Annotated in this window: 21 protein-coding genes; all 21 read right to left on the reverse strand. The window is 45.5% G+C overall.

Annotation, left to right across the window (positions count from 1 at the left end; translation table 11 throughout):
• Nucleotides 1–25: 25 nt before the first annotated feature.
• Complete coding sequence (gene tldD, locus OQJ86_RS11630) at nucleotides 26–1,471, reverse strand: metalloprotease TldD (RefSeq protein ID WP_005438159.1); 1,446 nt, start codon at nucleotides 1,469–1,471, stop codon at nucleotides 26–28.
• A gap of 11 nt (nucleotides 1,472–1,482) precedes the next feature.
• A complete protein-coding gene (locus OQJ86_RS11635; RefSeq protein WP_265987805.1) occupies nucleotides 1,483–2,304 on the reverse strand; it encodes a carbon-nitrogen hydrolase family protein in 822 nt (273 codons plus the stop codon).
• 39 nt (nucleotides 2,305–2,343) lie between these two features.
• Nucleotides 2,344–6,222 carry a YhdP family protein gene (locus tag OQJ86_RS11640; RefSeq protein ID WP_265987806.1) on the reverse strand — a complete coding sequence of 1,293 codons (3,879 nt, stop codon included), beginning with the start codon at nucleotides 6,220–6,222 and terminating at the stop codon, nucleotides 2,344–2,346.
• A gap of 11 nt (nucleotides 6,223–6,233) precedes the next feature.
• Nucleotides 6,234–7,703: a ribonuclease G gene (gene rng / locus OQJ86_RS11645; RefSeq protein WP_039975690.1), complete on the reverse strand. Its 1,470-nt coding sequence runs from the start codon at nucleotides 7,701–7,703 to the stop codon at nucleotides 6,234–6,236.
• 18 nt (nucleotides 7,704–7,721) lie between these two features.
• Entirely contained in the window at nucleotides 7,722–8,291 is a 570-nt protein-coding gene (locus OQJ86_RS11650; protein ID WP_038864549.1) for a Maf family protein, read from the reverse strand.
• 4 nt (nucleotides 8,292–8,295) lie between these two features.
• On the reverse strand, nucleotides 8,296–8,784 hold the full coding sequence (mreD, locus tag OQJ86_RS11655) for a rod shape-determining protein MreD (RefSeq protein ID WP_038864551.1): 489 nt from the start codon (nucleotides 8,782–8,784) through the stop codon (nucleotides 8,296–8,298).
• On the reverse strand, nucleotides 8,774–9,664 hold the full coding sequence (mreC, locus tag OQJ86_RS11660) for a rod shape-determining protein MreC (protein WP_038864553.1): 891 nt from the start codon (nucleotides 9,662–9,664) through the stop codon (nucleotides 8,774–8,776). The genes mreD and mreC overlap by 11 nt, the downstream gene beginning before the upstream one ends.
• A 148-nt stretch (nucleotides 9,665–9,812) precedes the next feature.
• Nucleotides 9,813–10,856, reverse strand: a complete 1,044-nt coding sequence (locus OQJ86_RS11665) for a rod shape-determining protein (protein ID WP_005381144.1) — start codon at nucleotides 10,854–10,856, stop codon at nucleotides 9,813–9,815.
• A 152-nt stretch (nucleotides 10,857–11,008) separates the two neighbouring features.
• Nucleotides 11,009–14,926 (reverse strand): DUF6701 domain-containing protein, encoded by a 3,918-nt coding sequence (locus OQJ86_RS11670; protein WP_265987848.1) that lies wholly within the window; start codon nucleotides 14,924–14,926, stop codon nucleotides 11,009–11,011.
• A gap of 6 nt (nucleotides 14,927–14,932) precedes the next feature.
• On the reverse strand, nucleotides 14,933–15,367 hold the full coding sequence (locus OQJ86_RS11675) for an MSHA biogenesis protein MshP (RefSeq protein WP_105068485.1): 435 nt from the start codon (nucleotides 15,365–15,367) through the stop codon (nucleotides 14,933–14,935).
• A complete protein-coding gene (locus OQJ86_RS11680) occupies nucleotides 15,357–16,070 on the reverse strand; it encodes a PilW family protein (protein ID WP_045408580.1) in 714 nt (237 codons plus the stop codon). The genes OQJ86_RS11675 and OQJ86_RS11680 overlap by 11 nt, the downstream gene beginning before the upstream one ends.
• Nucleotides 16,070–16,639, reverse strand: a complete 570-nt coding sequence (locus OQJ86_RS11685) for a type II secretion system protein (protein WP_171374460.1) — start codon at nucleotides 16,637–16,639, stop codon at nucleotides 16,070–16,072. Before OQJ86_RS11685 ends, OQJ86_RS11680 begins: the two co-directional genes overlap by 1 nt.
• Nucleotides 16,636–17,121 carry a type II secretion system protein gene (locus OQJ86_RS11690; RefSeq protein ID WP_186175767.1) on the reverse strand — a complete coding sequence of 162 codons (486 nt, stop codon included), beginning with the start codon at nucleotides 17,119–17,121 and terminating at the stop codon, nucleotides 16,636–16,638. Before OQJ86_RS11690 ends, OQJ86_RS11685 begins: the two co-directional genes overlap by 4 nt.
• A 118-nt stretch (nucleotides 17,122–17,239) precedes the next feature.
• On the reverse strand, nucleotides 17,240–17,470 hold the full coding sequence (locus OQJ86_RS11695; protein ID WP_050922696.1) for a type II secretion system protein: 231 nt from the start codon (nucleotides 17,468–17,470) through the stop codon (nucleotides 17,240–17,242).
• A gap of 69 nt (nucleotides 17,471–17,539) precedes the next feature.
• Entirely contained in the window at nucleotides 17,540–18,019 is a 480-nt protein-coding gene (locus OQJ86_RS11700) for a type II secretion system protein (RefSeq protein WP_265987850.1), read from the reverse strand.
• 290 nt (nucleotides 18,020–18,309) lie between these two features.
• On the reverse strand, nucleotides 18,310–18,771 hold the full coding sequence (locus OQJ86_RS11705; protein WP_038864562.1) for a hypothetical protein: 462 nt from the start codon (nucleotides 18,769–18,771) through the stop codon (nucleotides 18,310–18,312).
• 4 nt (nucleotides 18,772–18,775) lie between these two features.
• Nucleotides 18,776–19,999, reverse strand: a complete 1,224-nt coding sequence (locus OQJ86_RS11710; protein WP_265987851.1) for a type II secretion system F family protein — start codon at nucleotides 19,997–19,999, stop codon at nucleotides 18,776–18,778.
• An 8-nt stretch (nucleotides 20,000–20,007) separates the two neighbouring features.
• The gene (locus OQJ86_RS11715) at nucleotides 20,008–21,732 is read right to left on the reverse strand and encodes a GspE/PulE family protein (protein ID WP_265987852.1); all 1,725 of its coding nucleotides are present in this window, start codon (nucleotides 21,730–21,732) and stop codon (nucleotides 20,008–20,010) included.
• Nucleotides 21,729–22,826 carry a tetratricopeptide repeat protein gene (locus OQJ86_RS11720; protein WP_265987854.1) on the reverse strand — a complete coding sequence of 366 codons (1,098 nt, stop codon included), beginning with the start codon at nucleotides 22,824–22,826 and terminating at the stop codon, nucleotides 21,729–21,731. The genes OQJ86_RS11715 and OQJ86_RS11720 overlap by 4 nt, the downstream gene beginning before the upstream one ends.
• Nucleotides 22,817–23,656 (reverse strand): ExeA family protein, encoded by an 840-nt coding sequence (locus OQJ86_RS11725; RefSeq protein ID WP_038864571.1) that lies wholly within the window; start codon nucleotides 23,654–23,656, stop codon nucleotides 22,817–22,819. Before OQJ86_RS11725 ends, OQJ86_RS11720 begins: the two co-directional genes overlap by 10 nt.
• Nucleotides 23,657–23,701: 45 nt before the next feature.
• A complete protein-coding gene (mshL, locus tag OQJ86_RS11730) occupies nucleotides 23,702–25,336 on the reverse strand; it encodes a pilus (MSHA type) biogenesis protein MshL (RefSeq protein ID WP_039975673.1) in 1,635 nt (544 codons plus the stop codon).
• Nucleotides 25,337–25,350 lie beyond the last annotated feature (14 nt).

The raw sequence follows: 25,350 nt of genomic DNA on the forward strand, positions 1-25,350 counted from the left end.
TTTTTAATTCTGCTTCAGATGAAGTTTATTCAGTACCACCAACGGTGATGGAATCGAGCTTCAATGTAGGCTGACCAACGCCAACCGGTACGCTTTGACCCGCCTTACCACACACGCCAACGCCTCTATCGATGCTTAGGTCGTTACCCACCATAGAAACTTGCTGCATTGCCTCGATGCCTGAGCCAATTAGCGTTGCGCCTTTCACTGGACGAGTGATTTTGCCATCTTCAATCAAGTACGCTTCTGACGCTGAGAACACGAACTTGCCTGATGTGATGTCCACCTGACCACCACCGAAGTTTGGTGCGTACAGACCTTTCTTCACCGTAGAGATGATCTCTTCTGGTGTGTGCTCACCCGGTAGCATGTAAGTGTTAGTCATACGTGGCATTGGTAGATGCGCGTAAGACTCACGGCGACCGTTACCTGTAGGGTTTACACCCATTAGACGTGCGTTTAGCTTGTCTTGCATGTAGCCTTTTAGAACGCCATTTTCGATAAGCGTGTTGTACTGACCGTTCACACCTTCATCATCGACGTTCAATGAGCCGCGTAGGTCTTTCAACGTGCCATCATCCACGATAGTACAAAGTGGAGACGTCACTTGCTCACCCATCTTGCCAGAGAACACTGACGACTCTTTACGGTTGAAGTCTCCCTCTAAACCGTGGCCTACCGCTTCGTGCAGCAATACGCCCGGCCAGCCAGAACCAAGTACCACAGGCATCATGCCTGCAGGTGCCGCTTCGGCTTCTAGATTCACTAGCGCCATGCGAATCGCTTCATCAGCGAATTGGAAGGCTTGTTTCACACCGTTTGTTTCAGATAGGAAGAAGTCGTAACCAAAACGACCACCACCACCAGCGCTGCCGCGTTCACGACGATCGCCTTTTTCAGCAAGAACACTGATTGAAAGACGAACAAGCGGGCGAATGTCACCAGCGTAAGTGCCGTCAGTTGCAGCAACCAACATTTGCTCATGGACACCACTGATGCTGATCGACACTTCTTTGATCATTGGCTCTTTGGTACGAATGTACGCATCTAGAGACAACAACAGTTCGGTTTTTTGTTGCTTTTCCCAGCTTGCTAATGGGTTTACCGCATCGTAGTAAGCTTGGTTATCAGAACGTTTGAATGCGTGCACTTTGCCATTTTGGCCTTGCTGCGCAATACCACGCGCGGCAATCGCACTTTGCTTCAAACCGTCTAGTTGAATTTGGTCTGAATAGGCGAAACCGGTTTTCTCGCCTGTGACTGCTCGTACACCGACACCACAGTCAATATTGAAAGAGCCATCTTTAATGATGCTGTCTTCTAGAACCAGAGACTCGTGCCAGCTGGACTGAAAGTAAATGTCCGCATAATCGATCTGGCGCGTCGCAATGCTCGCTAGTGTGTCAGCGATGTCTTGCTCTGTCAGACCGTTTGGGGCAAGGAGTGCCTGTTCTATTTGGTTTATGCTCATAGTTAGCTCTTTTATTTCCGTTTCAATTCATTTTGAAAGCGACTGTGTTGAGTCAGCGGCATATTCTGCCTTACTTGCTGGTTGTGTGACAAATCTATCTCCGCCACCAGCAATCCTACTTGGTCATTCAATTGTTGGTGAACGCCTCCCCAAGGGTCAATCACCATAGAATGCCCCCAAGTTTGGCGACCACATGGATGTGTCCCCGTTTGTCCGCAGGCTAGAATCCAACATTGGGTTTCAATCGCACGCGCTCTTAGCAGTACTTCCCAATGCGCTTGCCCCGTCACCGCGGTAAATGCAGCGGGCACAACAATAACTTGTGCTCCTGCTAAGCGTAGCGCTTTAAACAATTCAGGAAAGCGTACGTCGTAGCAAATACTTAAGCCTACCGTACCAATATTGGTCTCTGCCGTCACGATACGATTACCTGCACTAAAGGTATCCGACTCACGATAGCTGCCATGCCCATCGGCGACATCCACGTCAAACATATGCAGCTTATCGTAATGAGCAATGCACTCGCCTTGCGGTGAGAAAACCAATGTCGTGGTAGTCACACCTTGTTCAGTGCGAATCGGCATACTGCCGACTATTAGAGTTAATTGATTGCGTTGTGCGATCTCAGATAAACACCGCTGAATAGGACCGTCACCCAAAGTTTCTGCATTCTGGTGATACGCCTCTCGACTGGCAAACTGCGTAGCGTTTTCTGGTGTCACAACCAGCTTCACACCTTGCTCAGCTGCCAATGCACATTGCTTGGCAATGAAGTCCAGATTCTCCTCGATATCTGGACCCGATGTCATTTGAATGATGCCAACACGTTCCATGTATTCAATTCCTTGTTCGTCAGAAGACTGACCGCGCAATTACTTCGCTTGCTCACGCAGTTTTTCTGGCAACTTATATTCACCTTTGCTTCGTGAAATCTCTTTTACGGTAGGTGAATCCAGAGGACCTTTCACTTCGTAGTTTACCTGTGTGAAGACTTCCACCACAGGAGAGATAACGGTCGAAATCGCCAGTACGTACAACGCCGTTTGAGGTGCTACTGCAAAGGCGGTCAGCATTGGAATACCCGAAGTGATGTCTGGTGTGAAGTTCACTTCCGCATCTACCAAGCGTGTGTTCATGTCAGCAATACCGCGAATCTTCATCTCTCCAGCTAATGCATCCATCACGATATCGTTGGTGATAAACACGCCATCTTGGATCTTGCCTGTACCCGTGATTGAGTTAAATGCCATCCCCTTATCGAATACGTCAGTAAAGTCGAGCTGCATCTTACGAATGATAGAGTCGAGACTAAAAAGCCCCAGCAATCGCGCTGCACCACTGACTTCAGTGATCACACCTTTACCAAACTCAGTAGACACATCACCTTGCAAGCTTTGTGTCTTCATCGACCAAGGTGCGCCATCCCAATCTAGGTTGGCATTAATTTCAAACGGCGCTTGTTGGATACCGGAAGTAATCCCAAATCGCTCCATCAAGTCACTGTTGTTTTCACCCTTCACTTTCATGGTCAGGTTTGAATGACTTCGCTCTTTCGTCAGTTCCCACCATCCGCTTATGTCGACACGGTTTTGACCACTACTGAAGTTAACATTTTTCCATTCGAGGCGGTTGTTAGCGCGCTCGACGTCCACATTTACCTTACCGACCTTGTAACCTTGCAACCAAAAATCATCAATGCTCAAGGTTAAGTTTGGCATCTCTGTATGGAACTTGCGGTCAAAGTTTGAGATGAGCGGCGCGGCTTGGTCTTCACTGGCAAACAGAGAACTGCGTTCTTTGGTCATCTCATCAAAGCCAGGAATATACAAATGCAAATGATCTAAAGAGACAGATAAGTCAGAAGGTTTGAGGTAATTTGCTTTGCCCTTCACCTCTTGGCTGTCTACTTCTAATTGCCAACTCGAGTTCTTTTTACGTGCATTCAAATCCACATCATGGAACTCAATTCCACCAAGCTCTAAGTTCTGCACATCCATGTTAATGCGCGTCGGCAGTGAAATGGTTGGCGTCTTCATGCTCGATAGTACAGATTGGGTTTTGCTTTGCGGCACATGCATGAGATCAGCCCAACGATCTAAGCTCAGGTCATCCAAACGAATCGAAGCATTGTGCCCAACGACTGGGCTAATTTTAAAACCACCATTACCTAAAACCAGGTGCGTTGCCGTCAATTCCGGCACATCTCCTGAAATATCAATTTCAGTTTGGTATTTCGCATTTGGTATTTCTAAACGAGCAGAGATACTCTCTTGGTTGCCCGATGCTTGTAGTTTAGCTTGTCCTTTTTCGCCCCGCTTTTTCGCTAACGGGTAAGGGTAATCACTCACAAGCTGACTAAGCTGCGCCAAAACGTCTACCTGATACGTAAAGCCTACGTCATTGAGTTGCAAGTCGATGTCCATTTGCCAAGGCGCATGACCAGAAACGAGGCTCAACCAGCGCTCACCAAGATAAGGCTTAAGTGGGCCGACTTCCCAATCACCTAGGGAGTTGATGGTCACGTTGTAGCCTTGTTCGGCATTCTCACCACGAAAATCAAGTGAAATAGGCTGTTTCAACAGTTCGGCCGACAAGCCAGAAGTGGTCACAACGTCGTTATCAAACTTGATACGGCCCGTCGCGTTTTCTAACGTCATCGGCGGCGCATCAATATCAACACGGTTGTTTTTAAGATCGGCGTAACCCCAAGCACGCGCGTCTTTCTCGGAGTCAAATGGGATATTGAGTTGGAACTCTGAATAAACAGGACCACTCACTTGCAATGCCGTCAAAGCCGCACCAACTGAATCGACGAGAGGGGTTGCCATCATGTAATCACGAACTTCATTGCCCGGCGCACTAGCCTTGGCTTCGATTTCGATGTGACCGCCTTCAGCAAGCTCAGGAATACGTCCTGTAATTCGCTTAGCTTTGACACCATTTAACGTCGCAGACTTCGAGTCCAAATACATGGCATCGTTTTCGAACAGCAAATCTAACTGTAGATTGGTGATGGTTGGCCACGCCGTGTCAAAACTGAATTTCGCATTCTTCAATCCAACCCAAGCTTGGAACATACCGTTGTGTTCTTTGTATGGGAAATCACCAAGCTCACCATACCAAAGCAGTTTTGCAGTATTGACCTTACCACCTTGAATTGCGGTAGATAGGTAGTCGGTCAGGTCTTGCCCAAGCGCAAGAGTTGGCAGATAACGCCAAGTTTCACCCGCGTTGTAGAGGTCAGCTTCGGCATAAAACGATAGGAATGGGCTTTGATCTTTCGGGAAATCAAGACGGAACGCGCCAAGTACCTGTAAGTCAGGTGTCGCTGCAGTCACTTTATCTGACCACAAACGCCAACCGCTCTCGTCTTGCTGCCAAATAATGTCCACCTGACCTTGTTTGATATTCAATGGCGCTTGGAAAACATCACCGTATGGGAAAACATCATCAATCACGGTAACTTTGGCTTTCGCCTGATTTAAGTCACCAGCTACAGTACCTTGCACGTGGTTAAAGCCCGGCAATAACTCCCATTGGGTTAAGCCTAATTGGTCTAGCTCGGCAGAGTAGCGCAGGGTATCAAGCCCACCGCTCATTGAAAGACGAATGTCTTCCACTCGTCCTTTGGGAGCGAGTTTGTTAAGCAATTCACTCGTGGATTCCGACTCTGGCGCTAACTTGATTAATGGCGTCAATGCTTCAATATCAAGTTGAGACAGATTAAGTAACCAACCATCCGGCTGCCAATCAAACGCGACGTCTAACTCTGGCCAAGGTCGGTCATCAGTGCGGATTTGCAGTGAGTGACCATTTACTTTCCAACCATCTTTGTCTGGGGAAAGCTTAAAAATGCCTGATTCAAGCAATAAGTCATGACGACCATTTTCATTCCAAACCAGCTCAGATGGCTGCAATTCAACATAGGCATAATTCGGCTGGCTGTGTTTTAGAGTGAGCCATGTATTCAGGCTCACCTTGCCCGATTCCACACCTGACTCATCACGCATGTAAGTGGTTAACCAAGGTGTGACAGAGAGGTCTTGCGCACTCACATAGAATTCGCCTGAAACATCGCGCAGCGAACCATGATCTTTGAAGTTGGCACGCACTAACAAAGCATTCAAACTCGCATCCGCAATGCTTACGGTTCCCTCTGCTAAATGGTGCTTGCCATCGTTACTCCAACGAAGCTGCTCTATGTCTAAGCGGCGCGTTTCGCCAGAGACCGATTTGTACCAAATGCGCGAGTCCGTAATGGTAAAATCTTCAAATTGACGTAACAGCAATGAATCGAGTTGGTCGATTAATTTGCTTTCATTTTTACTGGCATTCGCTTGCGGTTCTTTGCCTTCTGATTTGGACAGAAGATCGACGGTACGAATATCTAAAGCCAAGTCGTCGATTGTCAAATCTGCGACCACAGGTCGAAACTTGAAAATCGATTGGATCAAATCAAATTCGATATGAATTTCATCAACGGCAAAACGTGCGTCTTGGTTATTCGGCAAATTCGCCTCTAAACCTTGCAACGAAATCGAGGGGTGGCTATTACGCCAAGAACCAGCAACGCTGGTGATAGAAAAGTCAAAACCTGTGCCTTGCTTGACCCAGGTTTTGATCTCATCTTGGAAGTGGTTAAGTTGTGGCAATGCTACGCGTAGGGTAGTTACTAGTATGGCTAAAAGAACCAACAGAGTAACCAAGCTCCACGCGCAGAAGCGCCCGAAACGGTTAAAACCAGAATTCACAAATTTTCCAATTACATCATCACGACGTCAAACTGCTCCTGAATGTACAGGTGTTCAGCTTGAATACGAACTTGCTTACCAATAAATACTTCGAGTTCAGCGAGCGCATGGGACTCATCGCCCAACAGCGTTTCCGCGACAAATGGCGATGCGTACACAACAAAGTTGTCCGCATCATAAGCGCGGTTCACTCGGGTGATTTCACGCAGAATCTCGTAACACACGGTTTCGACAGTCTTCACGCTGCCACGACCTTCACAAGTAGGACAGCTGGAACACAAGATATGTTCAATACTTTCACGCGTACGCTTACGTGTCATCTCTACTAACCCTAGCTGAGTAAAGCCATTGATGTTAGTTTTCACACGGTCTTTTGAAAGAGCACCTTCTAAAGAGGTAAGTACACGCTTACGGTGTTCATCCGATGCCATATCGATAAAGTCGATAATGATGATACCACCAAGGTTACGCAGACGAAGTTGACGTGCGATTGCTTGTGTCGCTTCAACGTTCGTATTGAAGATGGTTTCTTCTAGATTGCGACGACCAACAAACGCGCCAGTATTGATGTCGACAGTAGTCATAGCTTCGGTTTGATCGATGATCAGGTAGCCACCAGATTTAAGCTCAACTTTGCGTTCCAGAGAGCGTTGGATTTCGTTCTCTGTGTCGTACATATCGAAGATTGGCTTATCACCTTCATACAGCTCAAGCTTATCAGTCAACTCTGGCACATATTCAGACGTAAACTCTTTCAGGTTCTCGTATTCAAGGCGAGAGTCGACCATGATTTTGTCAAGCTCAGTGCCAACAAAATCACGTAAGATACGCTGTGCTAAACCTAGCTCACCGTACAAGGTAGAACGGGTTTTGTACTTAGAGCGACGCTCCATGACTTTCTGCCATAAACGCTTCAAAAATGCCGCGTCTTGAGAAAGTTCTTTTTCGTCTGCGCCTTCTGCTGCGGTACGTATAATGAAACCGCCGTGTTCATCACAGTAGTGATTAACCACTTTCTTCAAACGCTCACGCTCTGTTTCACTTTCAATACGCTGAGACACACCAACGTGGCTCGCTCCCGGCATAAAGACAAGGTAACGAGAAGGAAGAGTGATGTCTGTTGTCAGACGTGCGCCTTTGGTACCAAGTGGATCTTTCACCACTTGCACAACGATATCCTGGCCTTGGCGAACCAACTCAGAAATATCACGTACTTGGAATTGTTGTTTTTCGTTCTCTGCGACACATTCCGTGTGAGGAACGATGTCTGACGCGTGCAAAAATGCCGCTTTATCTAGACCAATATCGACAAACGCCGCTTGCATGCCTGGCAATACACGGCTTACTTTGCCTTTGTAAATATTGCCAACAATGCCACGGCGTGATTCTCGTTCTATATGAACTTCTTGTAGTACTCCACCTTCAATCATGGCCACGCGAGTTTCACTCGGGGTCACGTTTAGCAGCAATTCTGCACTCATGTGCACACCTCAAAACAATTATAAAAATTCTTGAATTAGCTGATCGGTTTCGAACAAAGGTAAGCCTACTACGGCGTGATAACTGCCTTCGATTCGGGTGACGAAACGCCCTCCGAGTCCTTGAATACCATAACTTCCAGCTTTATCGCATGGTTCACCTGACTGCCAGTATCGTTCTATTTCTTCATGAGTCAGTGGTTTGAACCACACGTCAGTGATAACGACCACTGAGTGTTGTTGTTCTGATGATACGACGCTCACAGCGGTCATCACTTGGTGCTGACGACCCGATAAGTTACTGAGCATACGTTTTGAATCTTCAAAACTTTTTGGTTTTTCTAGTACTTGGTTATCGCATACCACTACGGTATCAGAGCCCAATATAACGGAATCAGGCTTAGCCATCGCTAAGCCTGCTTGAGCTTTTTCCAGAGAGAGTCGCAAAACGTAGTCTTGTGCTTGCTCGTGATCTTGTTTGGCTTCCTCTATATCAGGAAGCACAATATCAAAATCATAACCTAACTGAGCAAGCAGCTCTTTTCTTCTCGGAGAACCCGATGCGAGAACGAGGGATAAGCCCTTTTTCACAACGTTACCTTACGTGCCATGCGCGACGGACGCGTCGCATCAGTAAAAACATCCATGGCCAAAGTATACAGTTTATTGCCGCAGTCCACAGAGATAATGGATTAAATACTACGTCCTGGTTCAAATATTCCCCACAGAAGATGAGAAGTTCCAGTAGCACGGTAAAAAAGGCAATCAAAATAGATTGTTGCCACAATGCCATGTTACGGATTACCAAGAAATTGAGCGCCACTAGGTAGATAATGATCGACATCATCATCCCTCGGATCCCAAGCGTCGAACCAATCAAAATATCCCAAAGCAAACCTAAAACCAGAGCGGTACCAACATTGACACGGTGTGGCAATGCCAGCACCCAGTAACAGGTAACGAGGAACAGCCATGATGGACGCAGTAGATCCAAAACACCTGGCCACGGAATGGTTTGCAGGACTAGCGCGACGAAGAAGCTAACGCCGATGACCATTCGGCTTCTAAATACACTATTGGCCATCGGTTACCTCTTGTTCTGAACCTTCTTCTACATTCGACTGCAGTACTTTGTGTTGGCGGTCTTCATTCGGCCAAATCAATAGCAAGTAGCGCAGACGATCAAACTCAACCACAGGTTCCGCTTTGATTGATGCGAACTCTTGGCGAGTATCGTGATCGACATTCGTAACAGTTGCGACAGGGTAGCCTTCTGGATAAATACCACCAAGACCCGATGTCACCAGCAAATCACCCACTTGAATATCGGTACTGGTTGGGATGTGCTCCAATTGGATTTCATCAACCTCACCATTACCTGATGCAATGACTCGAATATCGTTACGAATCACTTGGACTGGAATTGCGTTTTTCGCATCAGTGAGGAGAAGAACACGTGCGTTGTGCGCTGCAACAAACGTCACCTGACCAACAATACCTTTCTCATTGATAACAGGCTGACCGACGTAAACACCATCAATACGACCTTTATCGATCACCACTTGGTGGCGGTATGGCGATGTATCTACAGCCATGACCTCTGTCACGACTTTCTTCTCGTCACGGACGAATGAAGAGCCAAGCAGTTTACGTAAGCGTTGGTTTTCTTCTTTGTATTGATCGAGCAAGATAAGCTCGCTCTTCAGGCGAAGCACTTCTCGCTTCAAATTGCGATTGCCTTCAATCAATGCCTGACGGGTATTAAAACGCTCGAACATTCCATCAAACATGCTACGAGGCATATTGGCCGCGTACTGAATAGGCGCAACCATACTGTTCAATAGGTATCGGACGTTGGAAAACGTATCTAGACGGTTATCAGCCAGCATTAAGCTCGCCGACACGATGACAGCAAAAAACAGACGCAATTGCAGAGATGGTCCTCTGCCAAAAATCGGTTTCATCTTGTTTTTAACCTGATTGCTACCATGAATATAGAGCCTTACTTGGCAACCTGAGAATTCGACTTGAGACGATTCTAGGTATGGAGCAGATTGAAATTACAGAGAGCAGAAATGAAGGTGAAGCTCATGTTGAGCTTCACCATACACTTTATTCTTCAGAGAAGAGATCGCCACCATGCATGTCGATCATTTCTAGTGCTTTACCACCGCCACGAGCCACACACGTTAGCGGGTCTTCAGCGATAACAACTGGAATACCAGTTTCTTCCATTAGTAGACGATCTAGATCTTTCAGTAGTGCACCACCACCTGTCAGAACCATACCGTTCTCAGAGATATCAGACGCCAGTTCAGGTGGGCACTGTTCTAGTGCAACCATCACTGCTGATACGATGCCTGATAGCGGCTCTTGAAGCGCTTCTAGGATCTCGTTTGAGTTCAGGCTAAAGCTGCGTGGCACACCTTCTGCAAGGTTGCGACCACGAACTTCGATCTCTTGAACTTCATCACCTGGGTAAGCCGAACCGATTTCGTGCTTGATCTTTTCAGCCGTTGCTTCACCGATCAAACTACCGTAGTTACGACGCACGTAGTTGATCACAGCTTCATCAAAGCGGTCACCACCGATACGTACAGAAGAAGAGTAAACCACACCGTTTAGTGAGATAACGGCAACTTCTGTTGTACCACCACCAATATCGACCACCATTGAGCCTGTTGGCTCAGAAACACGTAGGCCAGCACCAATTGCCGCCGCCATTGGCTCGTCAATTAGGTAAACTTCACGCGCGCCAGCACCGAGTGCAGATTCACGAATCGCACGGCGCTCAACTTGAGTCGAACCACAAGGCACACATACGAGTACACGTGGGCTTGGTTTTAGAATGCTGTTGTCATGCACTTGCTTGATGAAGTGCTGAAGCATTTTTTCTGTTACGTAGAAGTCAGCGATAACGCCATCTTTCATTGGACGAATAGCTGAGATGTTACCCGGTGTACGACCAAGCATCTGTTTTGCCGCATGGCCTACAGCAGCAACGCTTTTTGCAGAACCTACACGATCTTGACGAATAGCAACTACAGAAGGTTCATCTAGAACGATGCCCTGTCCTTTTACGTAAATTAGAGTGTTGGCAGTACCTAAATCGATAGATAGGTCGTTAGAAAACATGCCACGAAGTTTTTTAAACATATTCTTCGCTCATCCTGCAAAAATTTTAGAAGACAAAAATTGTCCTAAATGTACCAATGCCTCGCTGTCACAGCAAGGCATTGGTACACAAACATGAGCAGAAAGCCTCAATTTCTTGCAGTTTCCTTACTTAACGCAAGAAACCTAACTTGTTACTGTCCGGTTAAGCCCGGTTCTCCACGGTAAATCACGCGATCATTACCACGGTGAATACCAAACGTGACGACCGATGATGGGTTTTCTTCGGAGCCATCGTTATCCCAATCGTATTTAAGCCAAGGTAGCGCATTTAAAGCACCATCAAGTTCTAACCACACGCGGGTTTGCTGGCGGTAAGACTCCGCCTCCATTGCAGTAACTGAGCGAGAATAGCCTGAATCAACTAAACCACCAGCACCTAAAGAGACAACCTTAGCCGTATTATCTGTTGGCCAGATATGCACTTGAGAATTATCTTCGGTTTCTCCCATCACTTCTGTCTGACTATCATCTGGGTTAGCAATAAAGCGACTGCCATTCCAGTATTCAACTCGAAGTGGTACTCGTAATGTCGAGCCTTGATTACCGCCAACATCATCTAGGTCTACACGGCCAAAACGGATGTCTGGTTGATCGACTAAGCGTGAGTTAGTGCCTTTTTCATCATCAATAATGTACTCAACTGGATCTGCATTATTCGTATATATCAAGCCAATCTTTGATTTAGCAATACCGTTCACTGAGTTAAATGGCCCGTCAGGGTAACTGCCACCAAGATCTTTGTTCCAACAAGCGCTGCCGATACATTGACCACTATTACTAATTGAGAAGTCTCCGATACTTTTATCCGACTCATTACTCCAACTGCCAGCACCAAAATTTGGCGCATCGAATCGACCTGAGTAATCGCCAATATCATCTAAGTTGAATTCCGCTTTGGTAGCAAAGTCTGCATAGTTCTTAATCGCAGCTTTGTTAACATTCAAAGCCTCAACGCTGAACTCGACGGCATCAAAAGGCTGGTTCATGTAAACAAAACTTAGCTCATCAGGGTAAGCCCAAGAGCTGTCCACGACCTTAAAGTATTTAGGGTAGAAACGACCAACGATGACGTCATATTCACCTAACTCCATTCCCAAGTACGTCGCTTTAGTTTTAAGGTTTAAAGAGCCAACTTCATCCCAAACGTATTCAACTGTTTTACCCGTTTTAGCTTCTTCCGAACTAAAGTCTAAACTTGAACCTTTACTTGGGTCTAAGTTGGCGATGTCACCACCCGATGGATACAAGACAGAAAACTCAGCATCAAGTGGTGCTGCCGTATTTGAATCAGAGAAATAGTTTTGTGTCAGCGGGTATTCACAAACATTGGTAGCATTACCACGTGATTCGCTATGAACGACTGGTTTATAGGTCACATTAAAGCTTTCAGCAGATGCAATAAAACCATCACCAGTAGCTTGTGTAGCAGGGTTAGTTTTTCCACCATTTTTAGCCACAATATTACATGCAGCAATTTTCCATGGTCGAGACTTAACGCTGAATGAGCCATTGAGAGTCACTGATTCTTGCTCACCTTTCTCTTCATCCGGAGCGATTGGACACCCATCTGAGTACTGAGGGTCACACGTGAAATTCGCATCTTCGAGTTTGATTGTGTACAAGCCCGAATCAATTAGCTTAAAGGTATCTGATGTCTTACCTTGCTCTGAGCTAATAAATTTAGGCTCATATGTTAATAAGCTCTCGTCACTGCGCCCGTCAGCTGGTGTTTCAATTTCCAACTGAACACTTGGCGAGCCCGTGTAACTTTTCACTACAGTTTGCTGGCCATCGTTACAAGCTAATACTCTTGTGTCTATTTGATAACCTTTACCAGCTATGATTGTTTGATCATCTACGTCAAATTTGAATGGTACAAATTTAAAGGTAGACGTCTGCGTTTTTGATGGGTCATTATCCACCGTAACCTTTAACGTATATTCGTCATCAAGCTCAATACCATTTTGATCTGTAACGGTAACTTGCAGCTTCAACTTACCAAGCTTCGAAGACACATTGCTTGTTGTAAAGCTTGGGTAAGTACCAGTACCTGTGCTATCAGCAACCTCTACAGAGAACTTATCGGCATCAGGATAAACCTGCACAGTAACCCCTGTACTTTCCGCATAACCATCATTCTTGGTTTCTATTTCAAAGCTAGGTTGGTCTGTTCCGCACATCAGCGCATATTGTGTTGCTGGTGATAGCGTTACTTCATAGTTGTCAGAAGGCGTAAAACAGTGGTTATCCGTTGCATGAATTTCAGCATTATTTGACATCCGAATATTTCTAGCTGTGATTGCACCATTCACAATCACGTTGTTACTTAAAGGCACGTCTACTTCGCTGTAAAGCAGTCCAGAAAATGCGGTGTTGTTGCCAAAATTTACATAACTAGACTGAGAGTCATGCACAAGTACAATTAATTCACCACCTTCCAATTCACCAAAGAAACTGTTGTTATTACTGATAGAAACCGACTTTGCATGAATCGTAACTTTTTCACCATCAGGAATTATGATCTTGCCAGCATTGTTTATATTGATAGAACCAACCCAGTAAGTTCCCGCCTCAAAGTAAACAGTTCCTGTTTCTTCAACAGACAGATTGCCAATAATTTCGTTGTTGCGAAACGTTCTTTCCCCCACACCATGCCTTCCACTGACAATCACATTTTGCAAATTAGGATCTTGCGGGCTTCTAAAACTTTCCAATGTTTGTTTCTTCACCATCAAACCAGAATCACCGAGGCAACTCTGGTTGTCACAACTCGCATTATTGTGCATGGTGATTTTCCCCGGCTTAAAACCTACATACCGTTTCCCATTACTTAAGTTAGCGCCAGAGATAAGAGTATTATTACTCATCACTAGTTCACCATTCGTATTGGTATCCCATGTTTGAGCTGGAGATGGGAAAAGCTGACATACGTCATCTACAGGAGGCTTGTCGAAAAGGAAGTAGGAGAAAGGTTCGACCACGTGACCACGCTCGGAGTCTCTTTGCATATCTTCTTCGTTGATAAGAGCAACGCCATTCTTCGTTACTGAACAACGACGCAACCAACCACCATTGTTACCATTACGAGTTCGTTTAGAAGCAAGTAATACTGGTGCAGATTTAAAGCCCGAAACAGGAAAGTCACTGACTTGCAAACAACCTTCAGTGACTGGCTTTATAACGTTATCATCAAGATCACCGAGTGTATTTCGAGTAGAACCATCCCCAAGCCAAAACTTACGGCCGTTAACAAAGCCTTGCCCTAGACCGGCTACAAACGCCACATCTTCTGACCTAGACAAAACTGAGTTTCTAGTCACTTCAGAACGGTCAATAATTAGTGAGAAACCTTTGGTGGTAGGATTCAAAGCAATCGAGCTCAACCATAACGGTTCATTGCCTGAGTAATTCTTTCGTGTTTGCAATTGCACCAAGACACCAGGGGCAGATGCAAATGATGTATTTAGGCCAAAGTCTCGAAACTTAACCTCTTTGTTGCGATACGTTGAACCACCAATATTCGAGTACGTGAGATTCGAGCTAACCTCACCAGCTACAATCATGGCATCACCGTCAAACTTAATAACACCAGGTTCAATAACTAGATAATCAATATCTTCCATTGGCGCGTCAACAAAAGTAACTATTTCACCTTGGTTGTTATTGTTTGTACATTGCCACTTTTTCTTGCTTGAGTTGTACCTCAAGCGCTTACATGCGGCGCTATGAGGAGGGAACAACTGCTTGATTGTCGCTTGAGTTTTAGACTTTGACCATACTCGCAGATCTGACGGGTATTCCGTTTTCTTTTGAGAAAAGTTAGACATTGATGCATCAATCGTCGACATAACGAAGACCAACGGTTCTTCATCGTAGGTATTTTGGAACTTGATATCACAAGTGACACCTCGCTCATTATTCAGAACCTGACAGTCTTCGGCAGGGATAGTGCCGAACTCAAACTGAGGGTTGTTATTGACAGCAGCAAAACTTGCAAATGAAGAAAGTAAAAGTACTTTAGCAAGTATTAGCGTTATTATTTTTCTCATTATTATTTACTCCCTAACCCAAATCTCTTGTTGTCGCTGTACTTGTGCAACCCCGGTGCCACAAACTGCTGTGGCTTGCACACGAAATAGAGATTCAGCTTCAGAGGCACCCGCATTAAAGGTACCAATATTTGAACATGTCATCGCTCTAAGCTGACAACCAGTGCCTACCGTTACATTTGGTGTCGCACCACTTACGGTGTTCGCACAAAAACTAGCTACATCAGGCTCGTCATTATTTAACGGATACAGCTGAGTCAGTGCCCACTCATTGGCAGATTGAGCAATAAACCAAGCTTTAGTTCCTAAGAATTCTCTCGTTAACGTACTTTGGTTTGACCAACTCACCTTCATCAATGATGCGGCTAGATAGCCCATTACAATGATGACGAACAAAACGACGATCAGGACATTACCCTGTTGAGTATTTTTACGGAACATTCAACACCTGTACGTCTTGCTGGTAAACACTACGCTCCCCGTTTTGAGTGAACTCTAAGTTGATATGCACAATACCGCCCCTTTGCAGGGTTGGTTCTAGATAGTGCATATCACTAACAGAGGTATCCACGCTATCTGCAACCGTAATGCCATTGCGAATAACTTCATCATTATCAAAACAGTAACGAACTTCTGATTTATTTTGGTAAATGTAATGACGGCTAGAGATAGAAGTGCCACCAATCGTACTTGCCGCCCCACTAACAACAAACACACCGTCTGTTTTAGCTAAACCACCTACAGCTAGACTCTGTGAAGAGGTGGATTGCAAGTCCTCATAACGGCTGGGGTTAATCACCATCCAACGGTTAGGAGGGATAGGATTTAACGTTGAGTCGTTCCCAAGTAGAAACTCTAAGTTGTTATTTGTCAGCGTGTAAAAGCCAGAATACTCAATTGGAACAAACTCTAAGCAATTGGTAGTTCCGGTAGGTACATGAAAGCTGTTTGGGACTGCGTGACGAATTTCACGCGACATTTTTTCCAACACAAACTGCGCTTGAGTTTGCATGCGCTGTCGATCAATCGTGTCTGCGTATCCCTTCATGCCTAACTGCACATAACCCGCAATACCGAGCATGATAAAGCTACCGATCACAATGGTGACGATCATCTCTATTAAGGTAAAACCACGAACTTTCATCAGTAGTTACCTCTTATTGCAGTTAGTGTCAGAGGTTGAGCATTACTAGCAAAAATCGTAACTGTGACTTTTTTATAGTTAGTGATTCCTGTCGGTGGTGTCGCACTCAGATCGTCATATGCCACGCCAACTTCAACTCGAAAGTTACGGTACTTGTCTTCACTACTTGTGCCCAAGATATCTGAGATATTGCCACGGTTTGTCCCTTGGCATTGACTAGCTGTCGTTGGTGTACTCCAACAACCGATGTAATCATCGACATCGTTGAAGTTTTCAGGAATAGACTCACCAGAGTCAGGACCAAGACTGGCAGTACAATTTGGCGCTCCAAGTGAACTCTCTCCACAACGTAGTAAACCACCGTCAAAGTCGCTATTTTGGTCAAAGCCACGCGCTAGTATTTGCGACATAAAGCTTTGTCCAAGCGCAGTTGCTCGGGTTTGATAGTGTGGCATCGCGGAGTCACGAATTTGAGGAACAAGGAAGGAAGTAAACGCCACCATCGCAACGCCCATTAGGACAATAGCAATGATCATTTCAGCTAAGGTCATACCGAGTTGCTTTCTCATGAGCATGAACCCTCAGAGACATAGCCTTGAGAATTAATCAGTACTCGACATTGGCTTTGACCGTTTACATCACGGATAAGAATAGACACGCCACCAGAAGCGACATTCAACGGATTCCCCAGTAAATCGAAGTTAATCGGGCTTGTCGCTCCAGTTAAACTGAACGTTGCAGAGTCATCCTCAACGAGATCGCTACGAGCCTCTTTCGCACTACCAGTTAATGAACATGCCTCCATTGAACCAATACAACTAGAAGAGACTTGCAATTGGAAATTGGTATCTGTGGTTGAGGTGTTTGATTGCATGCGATTCACCTGTACTTGGCGAATCACTGAAATAGCCTGCTCTTGAAGCGCAAACGCGGAGACACTACCTTTGCCCATAAATCGGCTAGCAGCGTAGAGAGAAAGAATGGAAAGGAGGACGATCACTAGGATCAGCTCCATTAATGTAAACCCTAATGTAGAGCTGCGAATTTTCATAACCCAACCTTAGGCTTAGGACAAGCGAAGTAAGTATACGATGAAATTATGAGAATAATGATAGGTTTATAAGTTTCAAATTCGAACTGTGAGCTGGTGTTCAAATAACCAATAAAGGTTATTTCTCCCCTTTTGATCGCTCCAATTCTTCTTCAATTCGATCGTAAGTTTCTTTGTTGCTTAGCGTCTCAGAAACATGCTCAGCGGTTTGCTTAGTTTGCTCCCACTTTGCTTCGTAAGTTTCTGGCTTGAAGCTGATAAATCTTGGTAATACCACATAACCGATAACACCCAAGATGATCAGTACAACCACAAACTCTATTGCACTAAGACCCGATGATTTACGCATATGTACTATTCCGAGATTAATCAAAATAAAGAGATAAAGGCCAGACTAGCTGGCCTCTACCAATTACGATTAATTATCGTTACAAAGGTTGCTAGCACCTGTATCCACTACAGTAGTGGATGCAACAGCCGAAGAGGTAGCTTGAGTGTACTCAACACACTTTTTAGTGTACTTATCAATACCAAAATACACCTTACCTGTGGCAGTACCGGCTTTCTCAACAAAGTCTTCATCAGCACCTAGACCATCTACTACTTCTTGTAATGCTGCTAGAGTTGCAACAGGGTAGCCGTAAATAGTGTCGATTGTTTCACCATTACCTAAATCTAATTTAGTTTCTGAAGAAGCAGTTTCCGTACCCGCAATAGCTGATTTACCATATACAATACCTGATGCACCAGTAATAGCGCCTTTTAACCCTTCAAGGGTAGAGTTACGAGCATCATCTTGCAGGTTAAGGAAACGTGGCGCCGCAGTTACCGCTAGAATACCTAGGATTACAATTACCACTACCAATTCGATAAGGGTGAAACCACCTTGTCTTTTCATTGTTTACTCTCTCTATGTAAGCATGCAGAGTGACTGCAAAGTTTTATCGGTCATGCGACCATTTTGGATAATGTCAAAACGGTGTGGCATCTCAACGATAAACCGATATTTATTCATTGAGCCCTTTTTCTACCGCTTGAGCAGAATGACGATTCGCCATTGTTAAGTTAAAGCCGAGATAAAAAGTGAATCACCTTGCGGTTTACTTTTTATTACAACCTTTTGCTTATGGTAATATTTGCATTATACCGACTTTCATTCCTATTTATAGTACTAAAGTGTCAAAAAAATCACTCCGCCGACATTTCGACATCTATTTTCAGACGATTAGCGTTCGATATAACAACAACTCTCTGTCCATTTTCATAAGTATAGTCACATGTATAACTATTACTTTTAATTGCTCCACGAATTTCTAACAACTCGCTCGCCATAATTTTACGTTGCGGGTAATGGACCGCCAACCAATAGTCACAATCGAGCGCACCGCTTGATTTGAAAGGTGACACTAACCCCCCTTCTGTCATATTAAGCTCAAAACCGTCCATTAACAGCAACTTAGGCTCTCCATGAACGAGCCAAGCTTGGTGGTATCGTTGCACACTATCTTGCATCCAAACCTTAGCAAGTTTCGCTCCTGTTTCTTGCGCTTCTTGCTCTATCGGTTTTAACTTTTGCATAAATGCGGCAAGCACAATAATTCCAACGACAGCAGCAAGAATCAGTGTCGCTCGACTTTGATTTTCAACCACCCCGTTAGCCGCCTTTGATGATGTCCAGCATCCCCCACATCGGCAGGAAGATCCCCAATGCCAATACCATCACCATGCCCGCAACAATGACCAAAAGTAACGGTTCTATTCGGGCAGTCAGGGTTTTTAAGTCGTAATCTACTTCACGGTCATAAAAGTCCGATACTTCCAATAGCAGTTCATCAATTCGACCCGTTTCTTCACCCACGGCAATCATCTGGATGACCAGAGGCGTAAAAATCTTACTGTTGATTGCCGTAACTGAAATGGTACTACCCGCTTCAATCGCCGATTTCATTTCAAGAATTCGGTTTTCCAAGAACTTGTTGCCAAGCGCTTCACCAGCCAATGCAAGTGATTGGTTTAGAGGCACACCGGATTTCAGCATCAACGAGAAGGTTCTTGAAAATCGAGAAAGCTGGGCACGGTTCACAATGTCGCCAACAATGGGTAATCTCAAGCGCAGTTTATCGAACTTCTCTCGCCCATCAGCAGTTGCAACCCAAGAGCGGAAGATTAAGAGCGCACCAACGATGGCAGCAATCAACAAGCCCCAGTAATTAACAAAAAAGTTAGACGTCGCAATCAAGACTCGTGTAGGCAATGGTAGTTCCACACCGAAACGAGTGAACATCGAGGCAAATTCAGGGATAACCAGAATGTTCAAAATAAACATCGCAATGGTAATAAAAACAATCACAAAGGTTGGATAGCGCATTGCAGCTTTGATGCGCTTACGCGTCTCGAGCTCTTGCTCGTAATAGTTAGCTAATTGCAGCAATGCTTCATCAAGACGACCAGTGTTTTCACCTACGTTGATCATCGACACAAACAGTGGACTGAACACTTTGGTATGAGGTTGCATTGCGGAAGAAAGGCCACGACCGTTGCTTAACTCGGCAACCACATCTTCAAGCGCTTCTTTCAGTTGCTTGTTTTCGCAGTTTTGTAGCAAACCACGCATAGAACGCAGTAGCGGTACGCCCGCTTTGGTCAGACTAAATAGCTGACGAGAAAATAAGATAATGACTTCAAGCGGAATCGCAGGCACAAACAGTTTTGATAAACTGACTTTGCTCTTTACCCCTTCTTTCTCTAAACGCAGGTTTAAGGGAATAATACCCTTGTTCATCAACGCTTCCGCCGCCGATTCTGAATTTACAGCCTCGACTTTACCACTGGTTGATGAGCCGTCTAAGGTGCGGCCTTGATAACGAAAAGTTGGCATTCACTTACCTACATTAGAATTGGATCGATTTTACCGGAAGCATCGCCTTCACCCAGAGCCATCACTTCATCCAAGCTGACTGAGCCTTGCAATGCGAGTTCCATTGCAGAAGCAAGCAGCGGCTTGTAGTTGCCTGAACGTCGAGCCACTTGAGCAAAACCCACTGCGTCGTTTGCACGTAACTTATCCATCATTTCATGCTCAAGCTCGAGCATTTCAAACACACCGATTCGGCCTCGGTAGCCCGTTAAGTTACAGTTTTGGCAACCGACACCTTTATGGAAAGTCGCACCAACTTGGTTCGGGAATCGACCCGCTAGCCATTGTTGACGAGCACCATCAAGCTGTTCTGTCGTTTTACAATCCGGACATACGCGACGCACTAAACGCTGAGCAACCACCGCGCGCACGGCACTTGCCACCAAGTAACCAGGCGCCCCCATGTCGATCATACGAAGAGCGCTATCAACAGCATCGTTAGTGTGCAAGGTACTTAATACCAAGTGACCTGTCAGTGCGGCACGCAAACCAATTTCGACCGTCTCTTGGTCACGCATCTCACCAATAAGAATGATATCCGGGTCCTGACGAAGGAAAGTTCGCAGCACGCGAGAGAACGTCAGGTCAATTTTGCTGTTGATTTGAACCTGAGTAATACGAGGTAATCGGTATTCCACCGGGTCTTCTGCGGTGATGATCTTTTTACCCGGCTCGTTCAATTCACTCAATGCGCCGTAAAGCGTGGTGGTTTTACCAGAACCCGTCGGGCCGGTAACCAAGATCATGCCGTGAGGACGAGACAGTTGGCGACGAAGACGCGAAAGCAACTCTGCGGGTAAACCGGAGTCCTCAAGCTTACGCAAACCAGAGGATTGGTTGAGTAGACGCATTACCACCGATTCGCCGTACTGAGTCGGCAATGTCGACATACGAATGTCGACCGACTGACCACGTACTTTGATATTAAAGCGACCGTCTTGTGGCAAGCGCTTCTCGGAGATATCTAAATGCGCCATCAATTTAAGACGAAGTACCAAAGCTGAAGCAATGTTGACTTCGTTCAGTAACGTTTCATGCAACACACCATCGACGCGCTGACGCAAGCGTAGGACTTTGTCGTCTGGTTCAATATGGATATCCGAAGCGCCCACTTGAACCGCATCTTCAAACATCGAATTAACCAGCTTAACAACCGTAACTTCTTCGCTGTCTGCTCCGTCAATACCGTAATCAAATGCCTCGACATCTTGGTGCTCAGCTTGCAACTGCTCGGCAAACGATGCGATTTCTTTGGTTCGGCGGTAGTAACGGTCAAAGCTTTCAACCAGTTGACGCTCAGGGGCAATGATGAATTCCAGATTGTATTCGCCCAACAAGTTCATTAATGACTCTTGAGTAAACAAATCCGCAGGATCACTCATTGCAACACGCAACGTATCACCATTTTGAGCGACGACCATGGCACGTAAGCGTCGAGCATGAACTTCAGGAAGAATCGGCACCGCCTCTGCATCGACAGGCGCACGACTTAAATCAATCAGCGGCAAACCCAGTTGCTGCGATAAAAACTCGAGCATCTGCTTTTCACTGATAAAACCAAGGTCAATCAGTGCATCTCCAAGCTTCTGTCCTGTACTATGCTGCGCCGCTAACGCTTGTTGTACTTGATCTTCAGAAACAATACCTTCTTCAACTAACAGATCGCCAAGGCGTTTTCTCAACTGAATTCTCATTGCGCATTCTCCAGTTGTTTTAAGATGTTCAGACGATCACGAATAAATGCCTGAGATTGATTTGAGATACCCACTTTACCCAGCGCCTGCTGATAAGAAGCAATCGCCAATGTAAAGCTTAAAGCGCGTTCCTGTTGAATCGCGAGGCCTAGCCACCAGCGTGCATTTTCTGGTTCACGCCGCGTCAGTAACTGGTAGCTTTCGAGCGCAATGTCATTTTGCTTTTGCTTTTGAGCCAATGCAGCACGCATCGCAAGGTAATCACGAGTCGGTGAATCCGGCAGGTAGGCTAATGGGCTGAGTGCTGCTTCTGGTTGATCTGCTTTGACTAAAAGCTTGGATAACGCTAAACGCAAACCTTGGTTATCTGTATCGAGCTGAATGCCAGCTTGTAGAATTTCATAAGCTTTGCGTGTATCCCCTTTACCAAAGTAAAGCGCCGATAGCTTCTGGCGAGCTTCGACGTTACTTGGTTGATAACGCAATGCTTCGGAGAAAGCAGCCAGTGCTGTCTTCATGTCATTGGCATCCATGGCTTTGTCTGCACGACCTAGCGCTTTCTCCGCCAACTGTTGATGCGTCAATTCCACTTGTTCAATACGCATTGAACTGTCTTGTGCTGCCGTTGATGTTTGTTGCGTACTGCCACTCAAACTCGCTAATAAAATAGGCTGCTCTTGTGCGCTGACGACTTGCTTACGAGGCTCGAAATCGTCGACTTGTGGAACCGCTTTCACCACAGGAACTTGTACCGTTACTTTGGGTCTTTCAATTCTTTGCGCATACACCACATTGTCTAACTCAGGCGTCACCTTACTTGTTGGTGAGTGGCTCACTTCAACCACTTGAGCGGAAGGACGATTAACCTGACTAACGGACATCACGGTAGTCGTCGCCATGTTTTCAACGGGCGCTGGACCTTGAGACACAGCCCATCCGCCGACGGCTAAGCTCAATGAAAAGCCACCAACGAGCCAAAGCCACGGTTTGCTACGTGAGATACTCGGAATATCGGCCTTGGTTAAATCCGAAGGCGATTCTTTTTCAGCAAGTTCTGATAATGCTTTATTGATGGCACTCAAGGTTAGCTCCATCCCCAAAATCTTGGAGTTTTAAACTTAGGTTTACGTGCATCGAAGGTATCGTGCATCGCAACGTAAACGTGTTGATTTTTCAAAAGCGTACAACGGTCATTAAACGCCGAAAGCAGGGCTTTATGGCTAATTTGGTTAATCAAACGAGGAATTCCCATCGCCGAACGCCAAATGGCTTTCTTCTGCTCTATTGAAAAGATATGCGCACCATTACCGGCCTTGTCTAAACGGTTATTGATGTACGCCACCCCTTCTTCAATAGAGAGAGGGCGAAGTTGGCAACTGAACGTAATGCGTTGACGAAACTGTCTGAGTTCATGCGTTTCTAAACGCTCATCCAATTCAGGCTGACCAAATAAAACCAATTGGATCAGCTTATCTTGTTCGGTTTCTAAGTTGCCGAATAAACGTAAAGTCTCGAGTGCTTCTGTTGAAAGCGCTTGTGCCTCATCGACAATAAGAACAGTGTTCTTACCTGAAGCGTGTACTTCAATCAGATGCTCTTGAATCAGTGAAACGATTTTTAATGGGTCGGTATCTTCGATGCCAAGCTCTCTTGCGACTGCAAACTGAAGCTGCTCACCGCTCAATACTGGATTAGGCAAATAAACCAATTCCACTTGTGATTCGATTTGTTCAATCAGCTTGCGGCAAACCATCGTTTTACCTGTGCCGACTTCCCCAGTCACCTTGATAACCCCTTCTCCCATTTTGACCGCAGCCATAATAGTTTGAATGGCCTCATAATGAGGGACTAACCCCAGAAACATTTCTGTGTTTGGGGTTAGAGAAAAAGGCTGAACTCGAAATCCAAAATGCGACAAGTACATAGTCGAATCACAAAACCACGTTTAAACGACACTTCCTAACGCTGATTACTCAGCGTCAGGGAACCACTCTTGCAATAAATCACGTGAACGCTCTAGCTCTTTCTGCCACGTGTTCACACCAACAACCGTTGGCTTTAGCAAAATAACCAACTCTGTTTTTTGCGTCACATTGTTGATGTTGCGGAATAAATTACCAAGCGCGGGTACATCACCTAAGAACGGTACTTTCGATACTTGCTCTAGGTTTTGCTGCTTCATCAAACCACCAATAACAACCACATCACCATCTTTTGCGCGAATTACAGAATCAGATTCACGAATCGAGCTTTTCGCTAGTGGAAGTTGGATGTTTTGGAAGTCGCCACCAAGGTTGAGGTTCTTAATCTCTTCTTCCACTTCAATAACTGCAGGATGAACGTGCAGGAACACATTGCCTTTATTATCGATTTGCGGAGTCACATCTAGAGAGATACCAGAGAAGAAAGGTGTAAGCTCAACTTCAGGCACTGCGTTGGAGTTCTCGCCATTACCTGCATTACTTGACAGCTCGGTAACGAAGTACTCGTCGGTACCCACTTTAATGACGGACTTTTGATTGTTTGCTGCAGTGATGCGCGGGCTAGAAAGCACGTTCAAATCACCTTGAGTGGCCATGAAGTTCATTACCGCTTCAAAGTTACCATCAGAGAAAGTAACGTTAGTTTGTCCACCGAGTAGCGAGCCAATTGCATCTAAAGGTAGTGTCACTGGGTTTCGGTCAACGACAACACTACCCGAGTTACCAATAGAGGCTGACATATTTGACCAATTGATACCCTGTTGGTAACCGTCACTTAATGTGACTTCTAGAATTTTTGCTTCCAGAATAACCTGACGTTGCATACGTTCTTGAGAGACACCCAAGAACTCACGAACTTCGCGAATCTCATCAGGGAAGGCACGAACGGTTATCACACCTGCTTGTGGGGTAACAACAACACTCTGGCCTTTGCCAGATCCAATAAGGTTCGCGACCGCTTGTTGCAGCATCGGCCAAAAATCACTTTCTGTGATAGTTTCAATGCGAGTACCACCTGTCGATGTTGTCGAGCTGTCGCCGTTATCGCTGTTTGAATCTGACGAATCAGAGTCATCAGAACTACTACCTGAATTTGATGTACCCGCAGACGTCACCGACCCAGTCACAATGCTCGTTAATGAACGACCAGAACGCTTGAACTGTAGGTAATCGACAGGAATCGTAACTGTTCGCATACCTGCTGGGTAAATTTGAATCACTTTGCCTGACTTCACAACGTCATAACCATACATGTTTTGTACGACATTAAGCACTTCGTCCAGTGTCACGTCTGATAGGTTAACCGTAATATTGCCTTGTACAGCAGGGTGGATTGCGACACTGTATTCCGTTCCTTTCACTAAGGAAGCAAAGAAGCTGCGCGCTTCAACTGCATTAGCTTGGATACGGAAACGCTTCAGAGTGCCTTGCTGAGAAGAAACACTGCTGTCTAGGTTTGGCATAAGATCGGCTTGCACAGAAGAAGGGATATCTTCAAGTGCACGACTGTTTGCTTCATTGATAGATTCGTTCAGTGCTTGCTTCACTTCTACTGGATCACGGTGACCCATAGAACAACCCATTAAGGAAGCAATCACTATTCCTACAACTAATTTGCGCATATCTGATCAGGCTC

The sequence above is a fragment of the Vibrio sp. Sgm 5 genome (assembly GCF_026241575.1).
GTDB lineage: Bacteria > Pseudomonadota > Gammaproteobacteria > Enterobacterales > Vibrionaceae > Vibrio > Vibrio jasicida.